This window comes from Paenibacillus sp. 1-18, assembly GCF_000520755.1.
Taxonomy (GTDB): Bacteria; Bacillota; Bacilli; order Paenibacillales; family Paenibacillaceae; genus Paenibacillus; species Paenibacillus brasilensis.
In genome coordinates this window covers 1-19,299 of sequence record NZ_ASSB01000393.1, presented here as the reverse complement: position 1 = coordinate 19,299, position 19,299 = coordinate 1, and the positions used below count along the sequence as shown (strand labels likewise).

Here is a 19,299-nt window from a genome sequence, read left to right as displayed (position 1 = left end):
ATTACAGGAGCCGGAATTGCACTGGATGCTGCGGATCGCGGCTTGAAGACGGCTCTGGTGGAAATGCAGGATTTTGCAGCAGGCACGTCCAGTCGCTCTACCAAGCTGGTGCATGGCGGTCTTCGATATTTGAAGCAGTTTGAAGTTAAGATGGTAGCCGAGGTCGGAAAGGAGCGGGCCATCGTATTCGAAAATGGCCCACATGTGACTATACCTGAGCGTATGCTGCTTCCTTTTCACAAGGGGGGTACATTTAATGCGTTCACCACCTCGATTGGCTTGTTGGTATATGATTTTCTTGCCGGGGTCAAACGCAGTGAGCGCCGCCGAATGCTGGACATCCAGGCTACACTGGAACGAGAGCCTTTGCTGAAGCGGGAAGGATTGAAGGGAAGCGGCAGCTATGTAGAATATCGTACAGATGATGCTCGCCTAACGATTGAGGTTATGAAGGAGGCTGTTGCGCGAGGGGCGCTGGCGGTGAACTATGCCAAGGCCGACAGGCTGCTGTATGACGAAGGACGAATTAGCGGCGCAAGTGTGACAGATCGGGTAACGGGAAAGCCTTACGAAATTCAGGCTTCGCTGGTCATTAACGCGGCCGGACCGTGGGTCGATACGTTACGGGAGATGGATCGCTCCAAAGAGGGCAAGATGCTACGCCTGACTAAAGGGGTTCATCTGGTATTCGATGCCAAGCGCTTTCCGCTCAAACAGGCTGTGTACTTTGACACACCGGATGGACGCATGGTATTTGCGATCCCGCGTGATGGTAAAACCTATGCGGGTACGACCGATACGGTATATGAAGGGGATACAGCTCATCCCCGAATGACCGCTGAAGATCGTGCGTATGTGCTTCAAGCGATTAACGGGATGTTCCCGGATATGAAGCTGAGCGCCAAGGATGTGGAATCCAGTTGGGCAGGGGTACGACCGCTTATTTACGAAGACGGTAAAAGACCTTCGGAAATTTCACGCAAGGACGAAATTTGGGAATCCCGTTCAGGACTGATTACGATTGCGGGCGGTAAGCTGACAGGCTACCGGAAAATGTCCGAGCTCGTCGTGGATCGTACAGTACGCGAGCTGGGACGCTTGCATGGGCAGAGCTTCCGGGCATGCCGTACCAGACATATCCCGATTTCTGGTGGCAACGTAGGCGGCTCGGCGGGATGGGATGCCTTCGTGAGCAAGCAAGCTATAGCGGGAGCCGCGCTCGGCCTATCCCCGCAAACAGCTAGAGCATGGGCCACCCGATACGGCTCCAATACAGAGCGGCTGTATGCCATAGCGGCACGCAGCATGAAGGAGCCCACCGAAACAGAAGCGGCGCTGCCTGTGGAAGTGCGTGTCCCGCTCCTGTATGCAATGGAAGAGGAAATGACGGTGACACCGTCTGATTTCTTCATACGTCGAACGGGGGCGCTGTTCTTCCAGATTGACGAGGTGAAGCGCTGGAAGCTGCCCGCTATTGCATTGATGTCTGAACATGCAGGCTGGAGCGCCGCTCAAGAGCGCCAGTATGCGGATGAACTGGATGCCAATCTGTATGAAGCGGTGACACCTGTGGAGTCAGAGAAGCAATCTGGCGTCGTTAAGGCAATTTGATGGTAATGAAGGATATGCGTTGGCACTTCAGGTAGTAAAAGTCCGGGCACAAAGCGCTGCTTCCGCTTTTCCGTAATCGTTCCGTTCTCTCCGCTGCTGAAGCAAGCAGGAATTAATAGAAAGCAAAAAGCAGAGATTCTCCAATAACAAGGGAATCTCTGCTTTTTTGTATAGAACTGGCTTACAGCATCAAGTGGAACAGGAACGGCGCAGCCGCCAACGTAAAGAGAGCAGCGAGCACCATAGAGATGCTGGAAATTGTACCTGTCAGCGAGCTGAATTCGAATGCTTTGGAGGTGCCGGTACCATGGGCACCAGTACCGAGCAGTACCCCGCGTGAGATTTCATTTTCAATACGGAACAGCTTCACGATCATCGGACCAATAATAAGACCGCTCAATCCGGTCAAAATAACGAATACAGCAGTCACGGTTGGATTCCCGCCAATTGTTTGCGATACATTCATGGCAATGGGTGTCGTAATGGACCGAGGAATCAGGCTGCTGAGCAGCGACGAATTCAGATGCATCCATTTGGCAAGAGCCATGGAGGACAATACGGCTACAACGGAGCCAGACAGTACACTTAATACGATTTGGGACGCATGCTTCTTCAACACAGGGAAGTTGCGGTGCAAAGGAACGGCAAATGCAATCGTAGCTGGTTGTAGCAGCGTGGACAGCAAGTGGGCGCCCGAATTATAGGAACCGTAGTTCACGCCTGTCAGCGTCAAAATCAAAATGATAACAACGGGTGTAATAAGCAATGGAGACATATACACCTTGGGCAGGGTGCGATACATGCGTTTGGCCATCCAGTAAATAGCGAGTGTCAATACAATACATAGAAGACCGGTCATGATGATTTGTGCTCCTTTCGTTTACCTAGCAGACTGGCGACCATACCCGTGCAGGCCATCACCAGGAAGGTGCCGAGCAGTACCACCAGCATAATACTCATACCATCGTGCTCCAGCATCGGCCAATAATTCATAACACCAACAGCGGAGGGAATAAAGAATAATAGCAGTTCGGCCAGCAGCCAGTTCGCGCCAACCTCAATCCAGCTTAGTCGGACTAAGCCGGTTTGCAGCAGAATAAAGAGGATCACCATACCAACAATGCTACCGGGTACAGGCAGATGGAGCCAGGAAACTGCAGCGTTCAGGATGAGTGAAAAGGCCATCAGAACGGCAACCTGGAGGACACCGCGTATGAAGCTTTTCATATATGTTAACTCCTATCTTTGAATTTCGTTATCTTTCAAACCGTAATGAAATTTTACATCACAAGCTTTCATGAGTAAAATGCATATAAAGAATGAAACGTATTCCGTTTGTCTATGGAAGAAGGTGCAGGTTTGGATATCCGACATTTACAATATTTTTTGGAAGTCGCACGGCTACGCAGCTTTACAAAGGCCGCCCAGAGCATGTTCATTACACAGCCGACGATCAGCAAGACGATTAAAAGCCTGGAGGATGAGCTGGGGGTTACCTTGTTTGATCGAACTGGCAAAAGAATCGAGCTGACCGACGCTGGGAAGGTGATTGAGCTTCAGGCCCAAGCGATTGTGAAGTCCTTTCAGAGCTTGTCCTCGGAGCTGAGTGATTTGATGAACCTGAAAAAGGGGCATATCCGCATCGGCCTGCCGCCGATGGTTGGGTCGAGCTTTTTTCCGCGTGTCATTGGGGAGTTTCACAAGGCCTATCCCGATGTGACCATTCAATTGTTCGAGGACGGGGCGAAGAAAGTGGAGCGGGACGTAGGAGCCGGGGCATTGGATATCGGAGTGATTGTGCTGCCTGCAAGTGGAGATATGTTTGAGACCTTTCTGTTTGTGGAGGAAAAGCTGAATCTGCTCGTTCACCCTACGCATGCATTGGCTGAGCGCAAGGAGGTACCGCTATCCGCCCTGGCGGAGGAAGCATTTGTACTGTTTCGTGAGGATTTTACGCTGCATGACCGTATCATTGCCGAGTGTGTCCGTGCCGGCTTTCAGCCGCGTGTTGTTTACGAAAGCTCACAATGGGACCTCATTAGCGAAATGGTTGCTGCGAACCTGGGAGTAGCGCTCTTACCGGAGGCCATTTGCCGCGATCTGGATTCCGAGCGCTTGCGTGTTCTTCCGTTGGTGGCCCCCGTCATTCCATGGCATTTGGGAATGATCTGGCAGAAGGATCGTTATCTATCCTTTGCAGCCAGGGAATGGATATCGTTCACACAGAAGCTGCTGCGGACAGAGTATGGCAGCAAGTAGCCCTAGTATTCCGTGAGTAAATGTTTACGATGTGAGTGCGATGCGTGCAGGGAGGGGGGGCAGATTGTACATAAAAAAGCTGCCCATAAGGGCAGCGATATAGCTTGCTTTTATGAATGTGCCTGATTGTTTTGATTTACCGCACGCTTGGTGTGAAGGTACTTGTCCATAATTCGGTCAAGCCGGGAGGATTTGTCCAATACACGTTCATCCCTTAATCCGTGTAAGTTAGCCATACGATTCAGTTCGCGGCGTTCCTTTTCCATGAGTTTTTCCAATTGTTCTAGGTTCAAAAAGCCCACCCCCCATGTCGATTGTAAGGCATGTCTCCACTAGCGGCAGAAGATTTTTATAATAATGATTATATTTCCATTTTACCACTTTTTATTAACAATAATCCAGCTTTCCTGACATTTAGCGACTAATAATTATGATTTTGCCAGTTCTACCCGGTTACGCCCTGACCGTTTAGCCTCATACAGAGCATCATCCACTTTCTCCAGCAATTTATCTGCTGCAATGGTAGGAAAACTGCCTGCTCCGATAGATACCGTCAGAGGAACGATGGTTCCGTCATTCAGTTGAAAGGGGCCCTTTTCCACGGCTTTTCGTATCCTTTCGGCAAAAACTTCGGCCGTATGGCTGTCGCAATCTCCAATCAGAATGGCAAATTCCTCTCCGCCTTTACGGGAGGGATATGCCTTCCTTGTAGACTCCTGGTTTAACAAAATTCCCAACTGGCTTAAGACGGTATCTCCGTTCAAATGACCATACGTATCATTAATTTTTTTAAAGTGGTCAATATCCAGCATCACGAGTGCAAAGGGTTTTTTTGTAGCCTTGGAAATATGAAAGACCTCTTCAAACAACGCATCGAAAGCACGCGGACTGTATAATCCGGTTAAATGATCCCGGTTCGCAGCCTCCTCCAGCAGGTGAATGGCCCGTTCTGTTTTTTTGATATGGTTCATCATAAAATAAGCGAACAAGCCGCCAAGCGTCTTAATGGTTGTGAATATGAAAATAGATTCAGGATTGAGAGGACTAGCCACATAGAAAGTAGCTGACAGCGACACAACAGCAGATCCAAGCACGGCTGACATCCATTTGCTGAGCGTTAGGTTTTTTTCTCGAATAAAGGTAAGTGAAATGGCCAAGGTCATGAAGCAATTGACAGTAGCAGCAAGAGATATAACTGTCCAACCACCGGTGATGTAAATACGGTACAGGCTTATGATCAGCGTGGTCAGCAGACCAGATACCGGTCCTCCCATATAAACAGATATGATAATAGGCAAATGGCGCAGATCGACCACAAAATTTCCGCTGATCCATAAGCCGGCCATCATTAAAAGAATACCAAACAGTCCCAACATTAAGCCGTTTATTACCCGATGGATATTTCTATGCTTTTCAAGGTAACGTTCGTATTTTCGTGAAAGCAAATTCCCAAAGAATAAGAAGCTTGTTAATAGTGCAAAATTGTTAATTAATTCTTTTAACATAACCCTATCCTTTATGCTGTAATGTGAGTTGGACATTGCTGAGAATAAAGTAATAAGCTCCATTTCTATATTTCGGTTAAAAATAAGTGCGAGTGAATACCACTCAACCACAAACGATGCTTATGTCCCTTACGTTTCCTTTATCTACGTGATAAAGTGAAAGGAATATGACCGGAACGGGTGATCGTATGAAGGAACCAATTCATATATCGGTGCGTCCACTTGTGGAATATGTGCATCGGAGCGGCAGCATTCACAGTGGTTTCCGCTCGAACAGCAGCATGCTGGAAGGAACTCGCGTGCATCAGGTGATCCAGAAAGGCTACAAGGAGCATGACCGCAAAGAGGTATATTTGCGCACGGAAATTCATTACCAGGACACATTATTTATGATCGAAGGCCGCTGTGACGGGTTGATTGAGCTGGATGGTGTATGGACGGTTGATGAGATCAAATCGACTTCTCTTCCCCTTGAAGATACTCAGGGGGATGGTCAACCCGTACATTGGGCGCAAGCATTTTTATACGCTTATATGATTGCTCGCGAGGAGCAACATCATTCCATGCAGGTTCAGCTTACTTATGTACAGGCACATGGTGAAGACATTCGCCGATTTAGACGGGAGCTATCCTTTGCAGAGCTGGAAGCTTTTGCACAGGAGATGATTGCCGGCTATGCACCGTATGCATTCCTGCTGAGAGCGCATGCGGAGCAGCGGGATGCCAGTATTGCCATGCTGGACTTTCCATTTGACACGTATCGTTCAGGCCAGCGTACTCTCGCGGGTTCGGTGTACAAAACGATTGCTGAAGGAGTTAGTCTGTTTGCCAAAGCTCCTACGGGTATTGGTAAAACGATATCCACCTTATTTCCTGCAATCAAGGCCATCGGCGAAGGGCTTGTGAATCGAGTATATTATGTCACAGCCCGTACCACAACCCGCGCAGCTGCAGAAGAAGCGTATGCCAAAATGCAGACGCAAGGACTGCATATGCATGTGGTGACTTTGACGGCAAAGGATAAAATTTGCTTCAAGGATGAAAATGATTGTGATGCCGGAGCATGCAGCATGTGCGAAGGCTATTATGACCGAATCAACGGTGCGGTGTCCGATATTTTGGCGAATGAGACATTAATGACTCGGACGGTGATTGAGCATTATGCACGCAAGCATAGGGTATGTCCGTTTGAATTTTCACTGGATGTGGCGTATGCCTCGGATGGTATAATCAGTGATTATAACTATGTTTTTGATCCGCGTATTTCTTTGAAGAGATTGCTTGAGGAACACAAGCGAAAAGGTGTTGTATTGGTGGACGAGGCGCATAATCTGGTGGAACGCGGTCGGGATATGTTTTCGGCGGAAATGCAGAAATCGCCTTTTTTGGAGCTAAAAAGGGAGTTTAAACTGCTCAGCCCGGAGATTGCCGCGGCTGCGAGCGCAGTGAACGCGCATATGATTACGCTGCGCAAACGGTACGCAGATACAGGAAAAGCAGTGGAGACATCCTCGCCGCAAGAGATGCTGGAGCTGTTGGCACCCTTTGTGGAAGCAGCCGAACGTGAACTGGTATCGGGAGGCGGCGTGAGCGATGCCCATCGTGCAAGCGGTACGGGAGCGGCTTATGCATTGCTTCTGGAAACGTACTTTGCCGCTCAAAATATGCTGCGAATCGCCGCTTTGTACGATGAACGCTACGTTACCTATATTGAAGCGGGACGCAGTGAAGTGCGGGTAAAGCTATTCTGCCTCGATCCCTCGCACTTGCTCGGGCAGGCTATCAAGGGCTATCGTTCTGCCATTTACTTCTCGGCAACGCTGACGCCGCTTGCTTACTACCGAGACATGCTGGGAGCGAAGGAGGAGGACTATACGTTGCAGGTTCCCTCTCCCTTCCATCAGGAGCAATGGGATGTACGTCTGTTGCCGCTCTCCATCCGTTATCGGGATCGTGAGCGTTCGAAGGGAGCGATTGTAGACATGCTGGCTGGGCTGGCAGAGGAGCTTAAGGGGAATGTCCTCGTGTTTTTCCCGTCCTATCCGTATTTGCGTGAGGTATATGAGGAGTTTATGAGTCGGGACGTGCTCGCAGATACGCTGGTGCAAAGTCCGGGTATGACCGAACCGGAGCGCGATCGCTTTCTGGAAGCATTCCAGCCTGGACAGGAACGCACCTTGCTCGGCTTTGCTGTGCTGGGTGGTGTGTTTGCCGAAGGGGTCGATCTACCAGGGGATCGTTTAAAAGGGGTTGTGGTTGTCGGTGTCGGATTGCCACAAATTGGAGCAGAGCGGGATGTCCTGCGGGAACACTTCTCGGAGCAAGGGCGGAACGGCTTTAACTATGCGTATGTATACCCGGGAATGAATAAGGTTTTGCAGGCAGGGGGCAGACTTATCCGCACAGAGCAGGACGAAGGCCTGCTGGTTCTGGTAGATGATCGATTTGCCAAGGAGCCGTATGCTTCTTTGCTGCCAGAGGAATGGAGGAGCTATCGTTTGGTGGAACAAGCGGGACTAGGGAAGGAATGGACAGACTATGAATTTTAATTTTCATAATGACTCCATACGTGGGGTGCTGCGCCGCTTTGGTCAAGAGGAGGCCGAAGTGGACCATATGGAGACTTTCGTGACTTTTGCGCGCTTGGCTAACAGTATATTTAGAGAAATGGATACGGATCTTGCCAGGTTGGGGGCCTCACAGGGCCGAGTCATCGTCCTTAGCCTGTTGCATTTTCATGCACCGCATCGAATGACACCATCGGAGCTGGCTGAAAAGGCTGATGTTACACGGGGAACGATGACTGGTTTGATTGACGGGCTGGAGCGGGATAATATGATCGAACGTGTGGCTCACGAAAGTGACGGACGGATGGTGACCATCGGATTAAAGGAGGCCGGACGAGAGCTGCTGAGGACGGTGGGTCCTTATTACACGAAATTGATCGGATCGTGTATGTCTGAGTTTACGGCACAGGATCATGAGACCATGAAGAACTTGCTCGGAAAAATGAAAAGCGGTTTTGAGCGATCTTTGCCAGAATGCTGAATTCCATGGTTTTAGGGGACAAGGAATAGGGGAGATAATATGTTCTTTTATACAGATGAGGTCTATGAAAACCGTGATTTTGGCTCGATGGATGCCAGAGAAGGCGAGTGGACAAATTGTAATTTTACCCGATGCCGTTTTCGGGGGATGGAGATGAATGAGTCGCTCATGGAAGGCTGTACTTTTGTGGACTGTGATTTTACCGGAGCTGTTCTCAATGCCTCACATTACAAGGAGTCTGCTTTTACGAATTGTCTATTCACCAGTGCCAATCTGTTTGTAGCCCGGTTTGATCATTGCAAGCTGGTGGGCTCAGATTTTGCGGGGGCCAATATGGACGGGATCACGATTACGGGTGGAGACTGGTCATATACGAACTTGCGTCATGCAGATTTGAGGAAGCAGGATTTGCGAAAAATACGCTTCAAGGAAGCAGACTTGTCCGAATGTAATCTGGAAAAGGCAGATCTACGCGAAGCAGATCTTACTCAGGCAAGACTACATAAAGCGCACCTTCAAGGAACGGATCTGCGTGGTGCAAAGATGGATGGTGTGAATTTTAAAGATTTAAACATCACCGGAGCCAAACTGGATATTCAGCAGGCTGTAGCGGTGGCTCGCTCCTATGGGGCAAAGGTGGAAGGTTAATTTTTTAAGCACGGAGCACGGTGCAAGCAAAAAAATTCCCTTATCCAGTGATAGAGCCGTAGAAGTGGTCTGTCGCTAGTAGGGTGGCATACTGTATGGTACATTTACTCCTGTGCAGCGATCAGCATAATGAAGAATGATGCCGATAAGAACAAGCCTGTTTTACCGGGATAAAGGAAGGAAGAGACAGATGAGTCAGACAAACGTTTATTTTAATCATGATGGTGGAGTAGATGATCTGGTATCCCTGTTTATGCTGCTTCAGATGGAGCAGGTTCATTTGACCGGAGTATCCGTTATTCCGGCGGATGGCTACCTGGAGCCTGCAACGGACGCCAGTCGTAAAATTATTGATCGTTTTGGACAAAATAAAGGGCCTGTGGAAGTTGCAAAATCCAATTCACGCGGTAAGAATCCATTTCCTGCCGCTTGGCGTATACATTCCTTCTATGTGGATGCATTACCGGTGCTGAATGAATTGGGGCGCATGGAAGCGCCGCTTTCGTCCCTGCCGGCTCATCGGCATCTGATCGAAAAGGTACGTGGAGCCGAAGGTAAAACGCTGTTGCTGTTCACCGGACCGCTAACCGATCTGGCACGCGCGCTGGATGAGGCACCGGACATTGAAGCCAAGATTGATAAGCTGGTATGGATGGGCGGCACCTTTGAAAAAGGGAATGTAGAGGAGCCGGAGCATGACGGCACAGCAGAGTGGAATGTATTCTGGGACCCGGAAGCGGCTTACCGTGTTTGGCAAAGCGGCATCACGATTGATCTGGTGGCGCTGGAAAGCACAAGCAAAGTCCCATTAACGCCAGCCGTGCGCAATCGTTGGGCTGCCGAGCGCCGCTATGAGGGCGTGGATTTCCTGGGCAACTGCTACGCAGGCTGTCCGCCGCTCGTTTATAGCGAAACGAATTCAACATACTTTCTGTGGGATGTTCTGACCACTGCATCTGTCGGACGCCCGGACATTGTCAAGAAAAAGACGGTGCATTGCAGCGTCATCGCTGAAGGTCCAAGCCAAGGCAGAACGGTGGAGCAGGCGGAAGGTCGTCCTGTGAACCTGGTATATGATACAGACCCGGAAGCCTTTTTTACGTATATGACGGATTTGGCCAAGCTGGCTGCTCCCAAACGCTATTAAGCCTGGCTGTGTCTATGCATGCTGCTTGAAGCGACGATGCGGTTCTATTCGCCAGTCACCGTACATAAAAACCCGTGACGTTATCCGTCACGGGTTTTTATTGCCATTGTAGGTCACATATCATCGCAAGCCAATCTCTATTCAGGCGGACTCCTCATGTTTCTTCAGTACAGGCTGTTGTTTATTATACATGATTGTTTTATTATAGACCGAGCTTTCTGCTTCGATTTACCTACTCGCTTGCGCAAACCTCCATCTCATAGGTCTAGTAAGGAGCCTTTTTTGAGAGATATAGGGCGTATAAATACACATTTGTGAAAATGGTTAATGATTTTCGTAAATTTTCACGCTTTCATTTAAAATTTCATCATATGAAAAAAGTGTAATAAAATAGGAGGATAGTACCAGTAATATCATGTAAATATTCTATATAATAGGTTCAGAGGTGGGATTATGAATAGACTGGAAGCCCTAGAACACTTTCATAAGACCTACGCAGAAGAGGTGCTGAATCAGAAAATACACCACGTAGCGTCTTTGTATGAACAGAGAAAAGAAGAACTTATCTTATCTTTTATTCAATCCTTTCAATTGATTTGTCAGCAAGCTAAGCATATAGAGGTGTCCAAAGCCAGAATCGGATACATTACCTACTCCATGCGGCGCACCTATCTGATGGAGCGAAACTATAACTATATCATCGGAGCCTATGATAAAAGCTGGTTCTTCGATCCTGGGCCATACCAAGGAGTCTATGATGCAGGATGGGCTTTCAGTTTTTGGGGAGAACTGGTAGATGAACTGAGCCAGCTTCGAAAACCGTATATGAATAAGGTTATTCAGCCCGATGTAGAGCGCTTTGCACGTCAGGCAGTGAAGGAATTTCATAAATACATTTTGCAATTAGCTCAGGATGCTATTCCACTGGCAATACAAATACCAGAATTTAAGGTATTGAGTTGCGAGGATGATTTGGAAGTACGAATAGGGGAGTATAAAGGAATCAGTAAGGTGGTGTACTCAGCAGCCGATGGAATACTACATGATTCAACAAGATGACCGTATCACAGAGTATATGCATCCCGTAGAGATGAATCGCAGGCAGCTACTGGAGTGGGCAGCCAGTGCAGAGGATTCCATTTTACAATTTTATGTCTCAGGTGGCGCAGACTATATTGATTTTATAGAGTATCCGGTATCCATCGTTTCCGAACAGCTCAAGGAGATTTTTGATAGATATCAAGCGGGCTTCAGCTGGAAGCTGGTTGTTTTTGCCGATATGCAGCGAATGCAGCAGACGAGGTATTGGCTGGCTCATCCGCCTAGCCTTATGTGTTTATCACAGCTTAGTGAATATCACAGGGACGGCACACTGAGGAAAATCATTTTAGATGAATATGCAGTGCAGAATTACAAGATTTTCAGGGTTCAGGATGCAAATCATCATATCATTGTAGATCTCGATGTGGCTGAATGTATTTTGAAGTTTAATCTGACAGGCTTGAAATTACAAAAGGTCGAAACAGCCGGCCCATCTATGCAAAGGAGAGTCCAAGAATGAGTGAGAGCTATGTAGTGGATGGAGCACAGATCCAGTGCAGCTATGGAAGTCGTACGGGAAGGTTTAGTGTTTCAGCTAACAGGGGGATTAGTATTGTCGATAAACTGCAGGGGAATATTCAGGATTTTCACCCGCAGACTCATATCCCATCTTTCGGCATGTGCCGCAGTATGCATAATCCTGCAGTGGTTTCTGCTAACAGAGGTAATTCCGGAAAAATCATTCCGCAGCCCTGCAAACCGAGTGTATCTATGCCTTGGTTGAATGGAAAAAGAGATGTATACGTAGATCAATCTCCGGCCCTTATGAGCTGCTCCACGAATTTATGCATGTGGTGCGGTAAAATTTCATTCACGACAGATGGGCAGGAATAGCTGAGGTTGCAGAAAGTGATATCAACATCATATGAAAGACTAATGGGGGGAGCAAGATGGGACTGGCTGGAACTGTGCTGACTTATGGCAATATAAGAGTGAATGCTCCATATGAAATTGTCCGGCTGCTAGATGTTAAATTGACACAGAAGGTGAATGAGCACGGCAAGGTGTACATCACTGCTCTCATACCGGATGAGGATCATGCGAAGTATGACGGTTTAGCGCATGATGAGGATGTGCTAGAGGTATATGAGACGGATGGAGATCAAGGGACGGTTAGTATTTTTAAAGGAATCGTCACCAATATTAGCATCGGATTCAAAAATGGCGTATATCACATGTACATAGAGGCTGCCTCTTTTACATATTTGTTGGATCAACAACCGAAGAATCGTTCGTTTCAAAATCATAATTTGACGTACTATCAATTATTCCGCGAGCTCGTAGATGCCTATCCACACGGGGATTTTATTGACCTGATGGACAACGGTAAAAAGCTGGATGGATTCATTATTCAGTATGGTGAGAGTGATTGGGAGTTTTTAAAAAGAATGGCCTCTCGCCTGCAAACCGGATTGATTGCCGAGATCACGTCCGTGTACCCGAGACTATGGTTAGGTACCTCGAAAGAACAGGTGAAGGGTGAATTGCATAGTATTAATTTTACACTTCAAAAAACAAAGCCAGGTCCCAGGTATACATATGCTGAAGTGGAGAATACGAAACGCTTTGAACTTGGAGATGTCGTTGTATTTCAACGAAAGCATTGGATTATTGATCAGATTCATGCAGAGATGAAGCAAGGTCTCATGACCTATGATTATGTTCTGGTTCCGGAAGCAGGTATTCCGAGGGAGCTTATACATAATCAGCTTATACAAGGAGCCTCTATTGAAGGAAAAGTCATTGATTTAGACAGTGAAGGAGAGTCAGTTAAACTTCACTTGTCCGTGGATGCTTTGCAATCCAAAGCAGAAGGCAGCTGGTTTTCTTACCCGACGATGTACACCGGGGATGGGATCGGTTGGCATTGCATGCCTGAGCTTGAGGATCATGTCCATTTGTATTTTCCGTCTAGCAACGAACAAGATGCTCATGTGGTTCAATCTCTTCGCAAGAGAGACCACAAAGGAGATGAAATCACCAAGCCGGAAAGAAAGTTGTTCCATACCAAAACTCAAAAAATAGCGAGGTTCGATGACAAAGAAGCAGCTTTCTCCACCCAAGAAGAAAAGATACTTGTGCGCTTAAATCCTGCCTCCGGTATTCACGTGTATAGTCATCACGATATTACCTTTTACGCCGATACAGACTTGGTGCTGCATGGCAAAAAGGTACAGATGACCGCTACACGCGAGCTGTCTTTGACGTGCAAAACCAGCTACATCCGAACCGATGGAACGCTTCATCTCAAGGCTGGCAAGCTGGTGAAAAATCAGGTGCCTGATGCAGAACTGAAAGCCTATAAATCCCTAATTCAAGAATTGAAGGGAAAGGGATATCCGCAATGGGTGCAAGATTTGCTGCTTCAATTTAAAAAAGACTACTATAAAGCCGTGGCAGCAGGGGATAAAAAGGGTGCCAAGGAAGCAGCAGCCAAGGCCAAGCAATTGCGTCAGCAGGTGGCAGAAATAGATCGTATGCCTGCCTGGGCCAGAGCACAAATGCATGAATACACGTCCCAGTGGTGGGAAGCACATGGCGCTAACGATAAAGCCAAGCAAAAGCAAATGCATCTTCTCGCCAATCAGCTACGTGACAATGTTATCATCAACGAGCTGATTCGCGGGCATTCAGCTGACTCCTATCTCGATGCCAACCGGTTGGAGGAGCTGTCCGGGCAATACGCGGATGCGGCACATAAGCTGACCGTAGACGATCAAAAGGCTATCGCCAAGGAAGCGGCTGCTCTACGGAGCAAGTATGGCGTGAACAGCCTGCTTGCGAGAGAGAATTTGAACAAGCTGGCCAGGAAATATCCAGACAGCTTCTCGTACAAGCTACCTGCTACAGGGGATTGGGATCAGGAGCTTAACGCCGCATTGCATGATTTTGCGAAGAAATACGGCTTGGAGAATAAGGGCTATGGCCGTGATGTACTGGCCGTATACCTGCATCAGGTAGCCAATGGCATTCTTCCGTGGCCTAAAGTTAATAAGGCTACAACGCCAACAGTTCCAACAACGAAGACAACAACGAAAACGGAACCGGGCAAGAAGACGCCGACTACTCCTGAAAAGCCAACGAAGGACAAAGCAAATGAGGAAATGAAGCCCACACCATCCAACAGTTCTGCTGACCAGAAAAGGAAAGCCATTGTAGAATTCGCCAAGAGGTTTTTAGGCAGAATCCCTTACTGTATGGATTCTAAAATTAGAACGATGAAGCTTGATCCCAATAACCCTCCTGAATATATGGATTGCTCTGATTTTAGTTCCTCAGTGTACTTGACTATATTAAATGTGTATATAGGCGGCACTACAAGAGATCAAATCCATCGGGGGATAGAGGTTGACCACAAAAATTTACGCTCTAGGGGAAATTATAAAAATCTGAAGTTAGGTGACCTAATCTTATTTGATTGGGGGAATTGGGGAAAGAAAGAATCCAAACCATTTATACCAGACCATGTAGGAATATATATTGGAGATGGAGAGTTCATTCACGAGCATGGTCGTGCACAGACTCGTCACGATATGAAGAACGATCACAAGCCTTCTCACAATGTAACAAAAGATAAATTAAACGCTAATTGGGGAGAGGGCTATGGTTTTATATACCAAAACGTTATAGCAGTTAGACGTATTATACAAGATGATGGCTCAATAATTAGCAAATAAGAAAGTAAGCAAGTAGTATAAACGTCATAATAATATTTGATTCCAAGTTATTCGCTCAAGAGAAAATAGCACTGACCTGATTAATGGGTAGGCTTTATTGAGAACGGATGAGAAAGTGGTGAGAGAGTGAATTCTATAAAAATCATACTGGTTATTACTTTTGTAGCCATTATATCGGCATGTAGTGGGTTTAAAGGAGAGGAAGCTGTCCCGTCTCCTCACCCCCAAGAAATATCATCACACAGGATAACACAAGATAATAGAAATGTTACTGAAAAAAAAGCACGGTGGCTTTTAAATGGGGAAGAAGATCCAGATCCTACTCAATTTTTGACCAATTTGGATGATCCTACAGGAAAGACCTATATACGAATCGATGACTTGATAGATGCGATGCAGACTAAGGAAGAACGAATAAAATATCGCGACTCCCAAGTAGCTGTCAGTAGAGTATCAAATGATGGAAGTCGAATGGCGATCGTAAGGACAATCTCTGATGTGGAAGAAGAGGACGAAAAAAACATTCTTGAGGTATATGATCTGAACTCAGGAAAAAAAGAGTCCGAGTTGGAACTGCCTTCAACGGCTTACCCCGTAGTCTCTCCTGATTTAAGTAAATATCTTTATGGGTTGAATGGGCAAGTGTATTTATATGATGCAGTAAAGAGGAAAACGACAAAAATAGACCTTGGGAAACGTAAAATAAATTTAGGTATCATTAGTTCAGGATTATTTTCTCCAGATGGCACTAGATTCTGTTTTGAAGAAAGTGACCAACCAGGTATCATCATGCTGAATCTGTCCGGTATTAGTGGAGCAAAACGTTTACTTACAGGATCTAGGGCTTCGCTCTTGCAATGGGATCAAGAAGATAAATTAATTTATACAATTTCTGAAGAGGACGAAAATTACACAGAAGATGTCTATTCATTGGATATAGAGAGCGGAGAAAAAAGGTGGATAACTAAAAGCTCGGAACCATTTATACTATCCCCTGATCGAAAGCTAGTGCTGTCCGCAGAATACGAAGCTCCAAAAATGTATCTGGTTCATGTGAGTGATGGTAGAAAGGAAGATATATCCTCATTTACTAAAAATCAAGGAGTACTCACTGTTCCAATACAGTGGATCGAAACAAAAACCAATTATATGAAGTATAGCAACAAGGTTAAAGTGAAAAAAATTACGGCCTCTTCTACACTGCCTAATCAGGGCAATCTTTCTTTTAGCGTGAGCAATTTAACGGACGATAATAATTTAACCCCTTGGTGTGAAGGATCTAAGACAGGTGGAGTAGGAGAAACGGTAACTATAGATTTAGGTTCAATTCAAGAGGTCAGAGGTATAGATATGGTTGATGGAATTATATGGATTAACAATAAGTATTTAGACATGAATACCATCCAAAAAATGAAACTCGATTTCTCGGATGGACAATCGACAGTGCTTGAGAACAATGACACACGTTTCAAGTTCGATGAACCTATACGAACATCATTCGTTAAGATTACCATCCTGGAAGTGAGAAAAGGCGCGGACTTCCCAAATACTTGTATAGATGAGCTGAAGTTATTGTGATTAGTTGTAGGAAACGAAAAAAAATTGCGGTGCTAATAAATAAAATTGCTTTGTTCGTCTTGATCTTTTCCATGCTAGGCGGGTGTATACAATCGAATGAGGGCCAAAAAGCGCAGGAGCAGAATGAAAATCATGCTTCTGTCTCTCGGCCCAAGAAACTTCCTCCAGTAGTAAGGCCCATAAATTGGTTGTTGTTTGAAGCGGAAAATGGAAATATGCCTATGGATTTTTTAGCTGACATGGATGATCCTACAGGTAATACCTATATTGATTTAGATGACATTATAGGTAAATTACATGCAAGTGAAGGTGAAGCGTATCCTGAATCTGAGTTGTATCTGGCTGGGTTTTCGGATGATGGCAGGCGCATCGCTTTATGTAGAGAGTCGCAGGATTTGGATTATTTAATCATCAAAATCTTTGATCTATCTACCACAAAGAAAATGTATGAATTTAAGGTGCCGAATAGGGACTACGCTGTTATGTCACCTGACTTACGCAAGTGTGTTTACACAGATGATGCTGCCGTTTTTTATTATATGAACCAGGGACAGAAAACTAAAGCATTGGGGCATTTAAATGATGGTCACTATCTCGTTCTTCCCGTTTTTTCGCCTGACAGTAACCAATTTGCCCTTGTAGATAGTAACCATAATATATTGGTCTATGACTTGTCCAAGAACAAGCTAATCCAAAAAATCAAGCTAGGAATAGAAGGAATACAGATAGAACAGTGGCTTTATAACGATCAATTGGTTCTTTCTTCATACGATAATGATAAGACTTATGTGCTCAATATCAGGACTGGGGAGAAGAGGTTACTAATGAAAGCCACTGCGTCTCCTGTTATAACCTTGGATAACCGCAGGGTTGCTTATCTGAACTCCAAGGGTGAAATGCAACAACGAGACATCCAAACAGGTCTGCCTATAAAATACTCCAATGTATTCCACAGGATAGGCTATAACGTGTCCCCTACACAATGGGTACAAACAACAACGAATTTAATGAAATATCGAAAAAACATCACGGCACAAAAAATTATTGCTTCTTCTACACTTCCGGATCAAGCAGGGAACTCCTATGCTGCTCGAAACATCATGGATGGAGATGCAAGCACAGCTTGGTGCGAAGGAGTCAAGGGAGATGGTGTTGGGGAGTGGATCAAAATTGATTTCGGCTCTATGCAAGAACTAAAGGGATTTGAGCTCATCAATGGCCTAGCTAAGTCATCTAATGCTTTCCAAGCAAATAATAGAGTTAAACGAATGAAACTGGAGTTCTCGAATGGGCAGACCATGATGGTAGATAATAATTTTTTAAGTAATGAATTTCCTGATGGTGCCGTTCATACCTCATTTGTGAAAATAACGATTGAGGCAGTAGAGAAAGGAAGCAAATATCACGATACGTGTATGTCGGAGATACGATTCTTCTAAGCATTCCTAACAAAGGAGAAGGCATATGAAGTGGAAAGAACCAATATTTGGTGCAACACCTATGTTGAAAGCTTTAACAACCGCTAATGCGCACAGGAAAGTAAAGGCTTTTGATCTGGTAGAAGGACTTCGTAGAGAGTGTAAAAGAGAGGAGAAATCATGCGTTATATAAAAGCGGCTTTAATTATTGTATTTTCAGTGCTGTTGTCTGCTTGTACAGCAACCACAGGGGGGGACGTTGTTGCGTCTTCGCAGTCCCCCAATACACCATCAAGTAATGAAGTTAAGGTAAATCAGGATGCTGCAAAGGGGACTGAAAAGAAGGCAAGATGGCTTTTAAATGGTCAAGAAGGCGAAGAAGATCGAGTTCAATTCTTAACCAATTTAGATGATCCTACTGGAAAAGCTAATATTCGTATCGACGACCTGATTGACACCATGCAAACTCGGGAAGAACGTATAAAATATCACGGCTCACATGTAGATGTCGGGAAAATAACAAGTGACGGCAGTCGTATGGCAATTACAAGAGATGTTTATGGGGAGCAACCAGAGGATCCACTCATTATTGAAGTGTATAATTTGGATGCAGGAGAAAAAGAACGAGAGTTTAAATTGCCGCCAGCTGCTCAATATCCTGTTATCTCTTCTGATTTAAGTAAATATTTATATGCATTGAACGGGCATTTGTATTTATATGATGCAATAAGTAAGCGAACTACAGAAGTGAAGACTGGAAAAGGCAAAGCAGACGTGAGTAATATTTTCCATGGGCAGGGAGTGTTTTCACCAGATAACACCAAGTTTTATTTTGTGGATGATCAGACAGGAATCGTAATGCTTGATCTGTCTGGCAATAGTGGTACAAAGCGCCTGCTTGTAGGAACTGATGTCTTCGGTATTATGCAATGGGGTCAGGGGAACCAACTTATTTTTACTACTCATAAAAAGGATAATACTCCCATAAACGATATTTATTCACTAGATATACCCACTGGAAAAGTACAGTTTATAACTAAAAATGAAGGCGACTTTATTCTATCTCCAGATCAAAAAAAACTAGTAAAGGCAGATGATGAGGCTGTAAAAATGTTCATGATCGATATAGAAAGTGGGAAAAAAGAAGATATTTCGTCCATTGTAAATGGAGAAGGAACCTGGGTAGTACCAATACAGTGGATCAATACAAAAACCAATTATATGAAGTATAGCAACAAGGTTAAAGTGAAAAGAATTACTGCCTCTTCTACGCTACCTAATCAGGGGAATCGTTCTTTTAGCGTGAA

Annotated in this window: 18 protein-coding genes; 14 read left to right on the top strand and 4 right to left on the bottom strand. The window is 45.7% G+C overall.

The window, feature by feature from the left end:
* A partial coding sequence (locus L693_RS0126630; protein ID WP_025721448.1) for a glycerol-3-phosphate dehydrogenase/oxidase occupies positions 1-1,611 on the top strand: 1,611 nt, incomplete at its 5' end.
* Between the two features lie 181 nt (positions 1,612-1,792).
* Here the strand turns inward: L693_RS0126630 and L693_RS0126625 are convergent.
* Positions 1,793-2,470: a CidB/LrgB family autolysis modulator gene (locus L693_RS0126625; protein WP_025721447.1), complete on the bottom strand. Its 678-nt coding sequence runs from the start codon at positions 2,468-2,470 to the stop codon at positions 1,793-1,795.
* The gene (locus tag L693_RS0126620) at positions 2,467-2,838 is read right to left on the bottom strand and encodes a CidA/LrgA family protein (protein WP_025721445.1); all 372 of its coding nucleotides are present in this window, start codon (positions 2,836-2,838) and stop codon (positions 2,467-2,469) included. Before L693_RS0126620 ends, L693_RS0126625 begins: the two co-directional genes overlap by 4 nt.
* 132 nt (positions 2,839-2,970) lie before the next feature.
* Between L693_RS0126620 and cidR the strand changes: the two genes are divergently transcribed.
* Positions 2,971-3,870, top strand: coding sequence for a cidABC operon transcriptional activator CidR (gene cidR / locus L693_RS0126615; protein WP_025721443.1), 900 nt, complete (start codon positions 2,971-2,973; stop codon positions 3,868-3,870).
* A 110-nt stretch (positions 3,871-3,980) separates the two neighbouring features.
* On the opposite strand, the gene L693_RS0126610 is transcribed toward cidR, so the two are convergent.
* Positions 3,981-4,163 carry an aspartyl-phosphate phosphatase Spo0E family protein gene (locus L693_RS0126610; RefSeq protein ID WP_025721441.1) on the bottom strand — a complete coding sequence of 61 codons (183 nt, stop codon included), beginning with the start codon at positions 4,161-4,163 and terminating at the stop codon, positions 3,981-3,983.
* A 135-nt stretch (positions 4,164-4,298) separates the two neighbouring features.
* Complete coding sequence (locus tag L693_RS0126605) at positions 4,299-5,375, bottom strand: diguanylate cyclase (RefSeq protein WP_025721439.1); 1,077 nt, start codon at positions 5,373-5,375, stop codon at positions 4,299-4,301.
* Positions 5,376-5,542: 167 nt separating this feature from the next.
* Here L693_RS0126605 and L693_RS0126600 point away from each other — a divergent pair, with 167 nt between their 5' ends.
* The 12 genes from L693_RS0126600 to L693_RS0126545 all read left to right on the top strand — a co-directional run.
* On the top strand, positions 5,543-7,924 hold the full coding sequence (locus L693_RS0126600; RefSeq protein WP_049825297.1) for an ATP-dependent DNA helicase: 2,382 nt from the start codon (positions 5,543-5,545) through the stop codon (positions 7,922-7,924).
* Complete coding sequence (locus tag L693_RS0126595; RefSeq protein WP_025721435.1) at positions 7,914-8,423, top strand: MarR family winged helix-turn-helix transcriptional regulator; 510 nt, start codon at positions 7,914-7,916, stop codon at positions 8,421-8,423. The genes L693_RS0126600 and L693_RS0126595 overlap by 11 nt, the downstream gene beginning before the upstream one ends.
* 39 nt (positions 8,424-8,462) lie before the next feature.
* Complete coding sequence (locus tag L693_RS0126590; RefSeq protein ID WP_025721433.1) at positions 8,463-9,071, top strand: pentapeptide repeat-containing protein; 609 nt, start codon at positions 8,463-8,465, stop codon at positions 9,069-9,071.
* Positions 9,072-9,261: 190 nt separating this feature from the next.
* Positions 9,262-10,218: a nucleoside hydrolase gene (locus L693_RS0126585; RefSeq protein ID WP_025721431.1), complete on the top strand. Its 957-nt coding sequence runs from the start codon at positions 9,262-9,264 to the stop codon at positions 10,216-10,218.
* A 453-nt stretch (positions 10,219-10,671) separates the two neighbouring features.
* A complete protein-coding gene (locus tag L693_RS0126580) occupies positions 10,672-11,277 on the top strand; it encodes a hypothetical protein (protein ID WP_025721429.1) in 606 nt (201 codons plus the stop codon).
* Positions 11,261-11,779: a hypothetical protein gene (locus L693_RS0126575; RefSeq protein ID WP_025721427.1), complete on the top strand. Its 519-nt coding sequence runs from the start codon at positions 11,261-11,263 to the stop codon at positions 11,777-11,779. Before L693_RS0126580 ends, L693_RS0126575 begins: the two co-directional genes overlap by 17 nt.
* A complete protein-coding gene (locus L693_RS0126570) occupies positions 11,776-12,153 on the top strand; it encodes a DUF4280 domain-containing protein (RefSeq protein WP_025721425.1) in 378 nt (125 codons plus the stop codon). The genes L693_RS0126575 and L693_RS0126570 overlap by 4 nt, the downstream gene beginning before the upstream one ends.
* Before the next feature lie 56 nt (positions 12,154-12,209).
* Positions 12,210-14,996: a C40 family peptidase gene (locus L693_RS0126565; protein ID WP_025721423.1), complete on the top strand. Its 2,787-nt coding sequence runs from the start codon at positions 12,210-12,212 to the stop codon at positions 14,994-14,996.
* Between the two features lie 126 nt (positions 14,997-15,122).
* Positions 15,123-16,574, top strand: coding sequence for an NADase-type glycan-binding domain-containing protein (locus L693_RS0126560; RefSeq protein ID WP_025721422.1), 1,452 nt, complete (start codon positions 15,123-15,125; stop codon positions 16,572-16,574).
* Positions 16,571-18,013, top strand: coding sequence for an NADase-type glycan-binding domain-containing protein (locus L693_RS0126555; protein ID WP_231503770.1), 1,443 nt, complete (start codon positions 16,571-16,573; stop codon positions 18,011-18,013). Before L693_RS0126560 ends, L693_RS0126555 begins: the two co-directional genes overlap by 4 nt.
* A 25-nt stretch (positions 18,014-18,038) precedes the next feature.
* Positions 18,039-18,185, top strand: a complete 147-nt coding sequence (locus tag L693_RS30320) for a hypothetical protein (protein ID WP_155983949.1) — start codon at positions 18,039-18,041, stop codon at positions 18,183-18,185.
* Positions 18,173-19,299 (top strand): TolB family protein (locus tag L693_RS0126545; RefSeq protein ID WP_025721420.1); only part of this gene is annotated, 1,127 nt, incomplete at its 3' end. The genes L693_RS30320 and L693_RS0126545, both read left to right, overlap by 13 nt.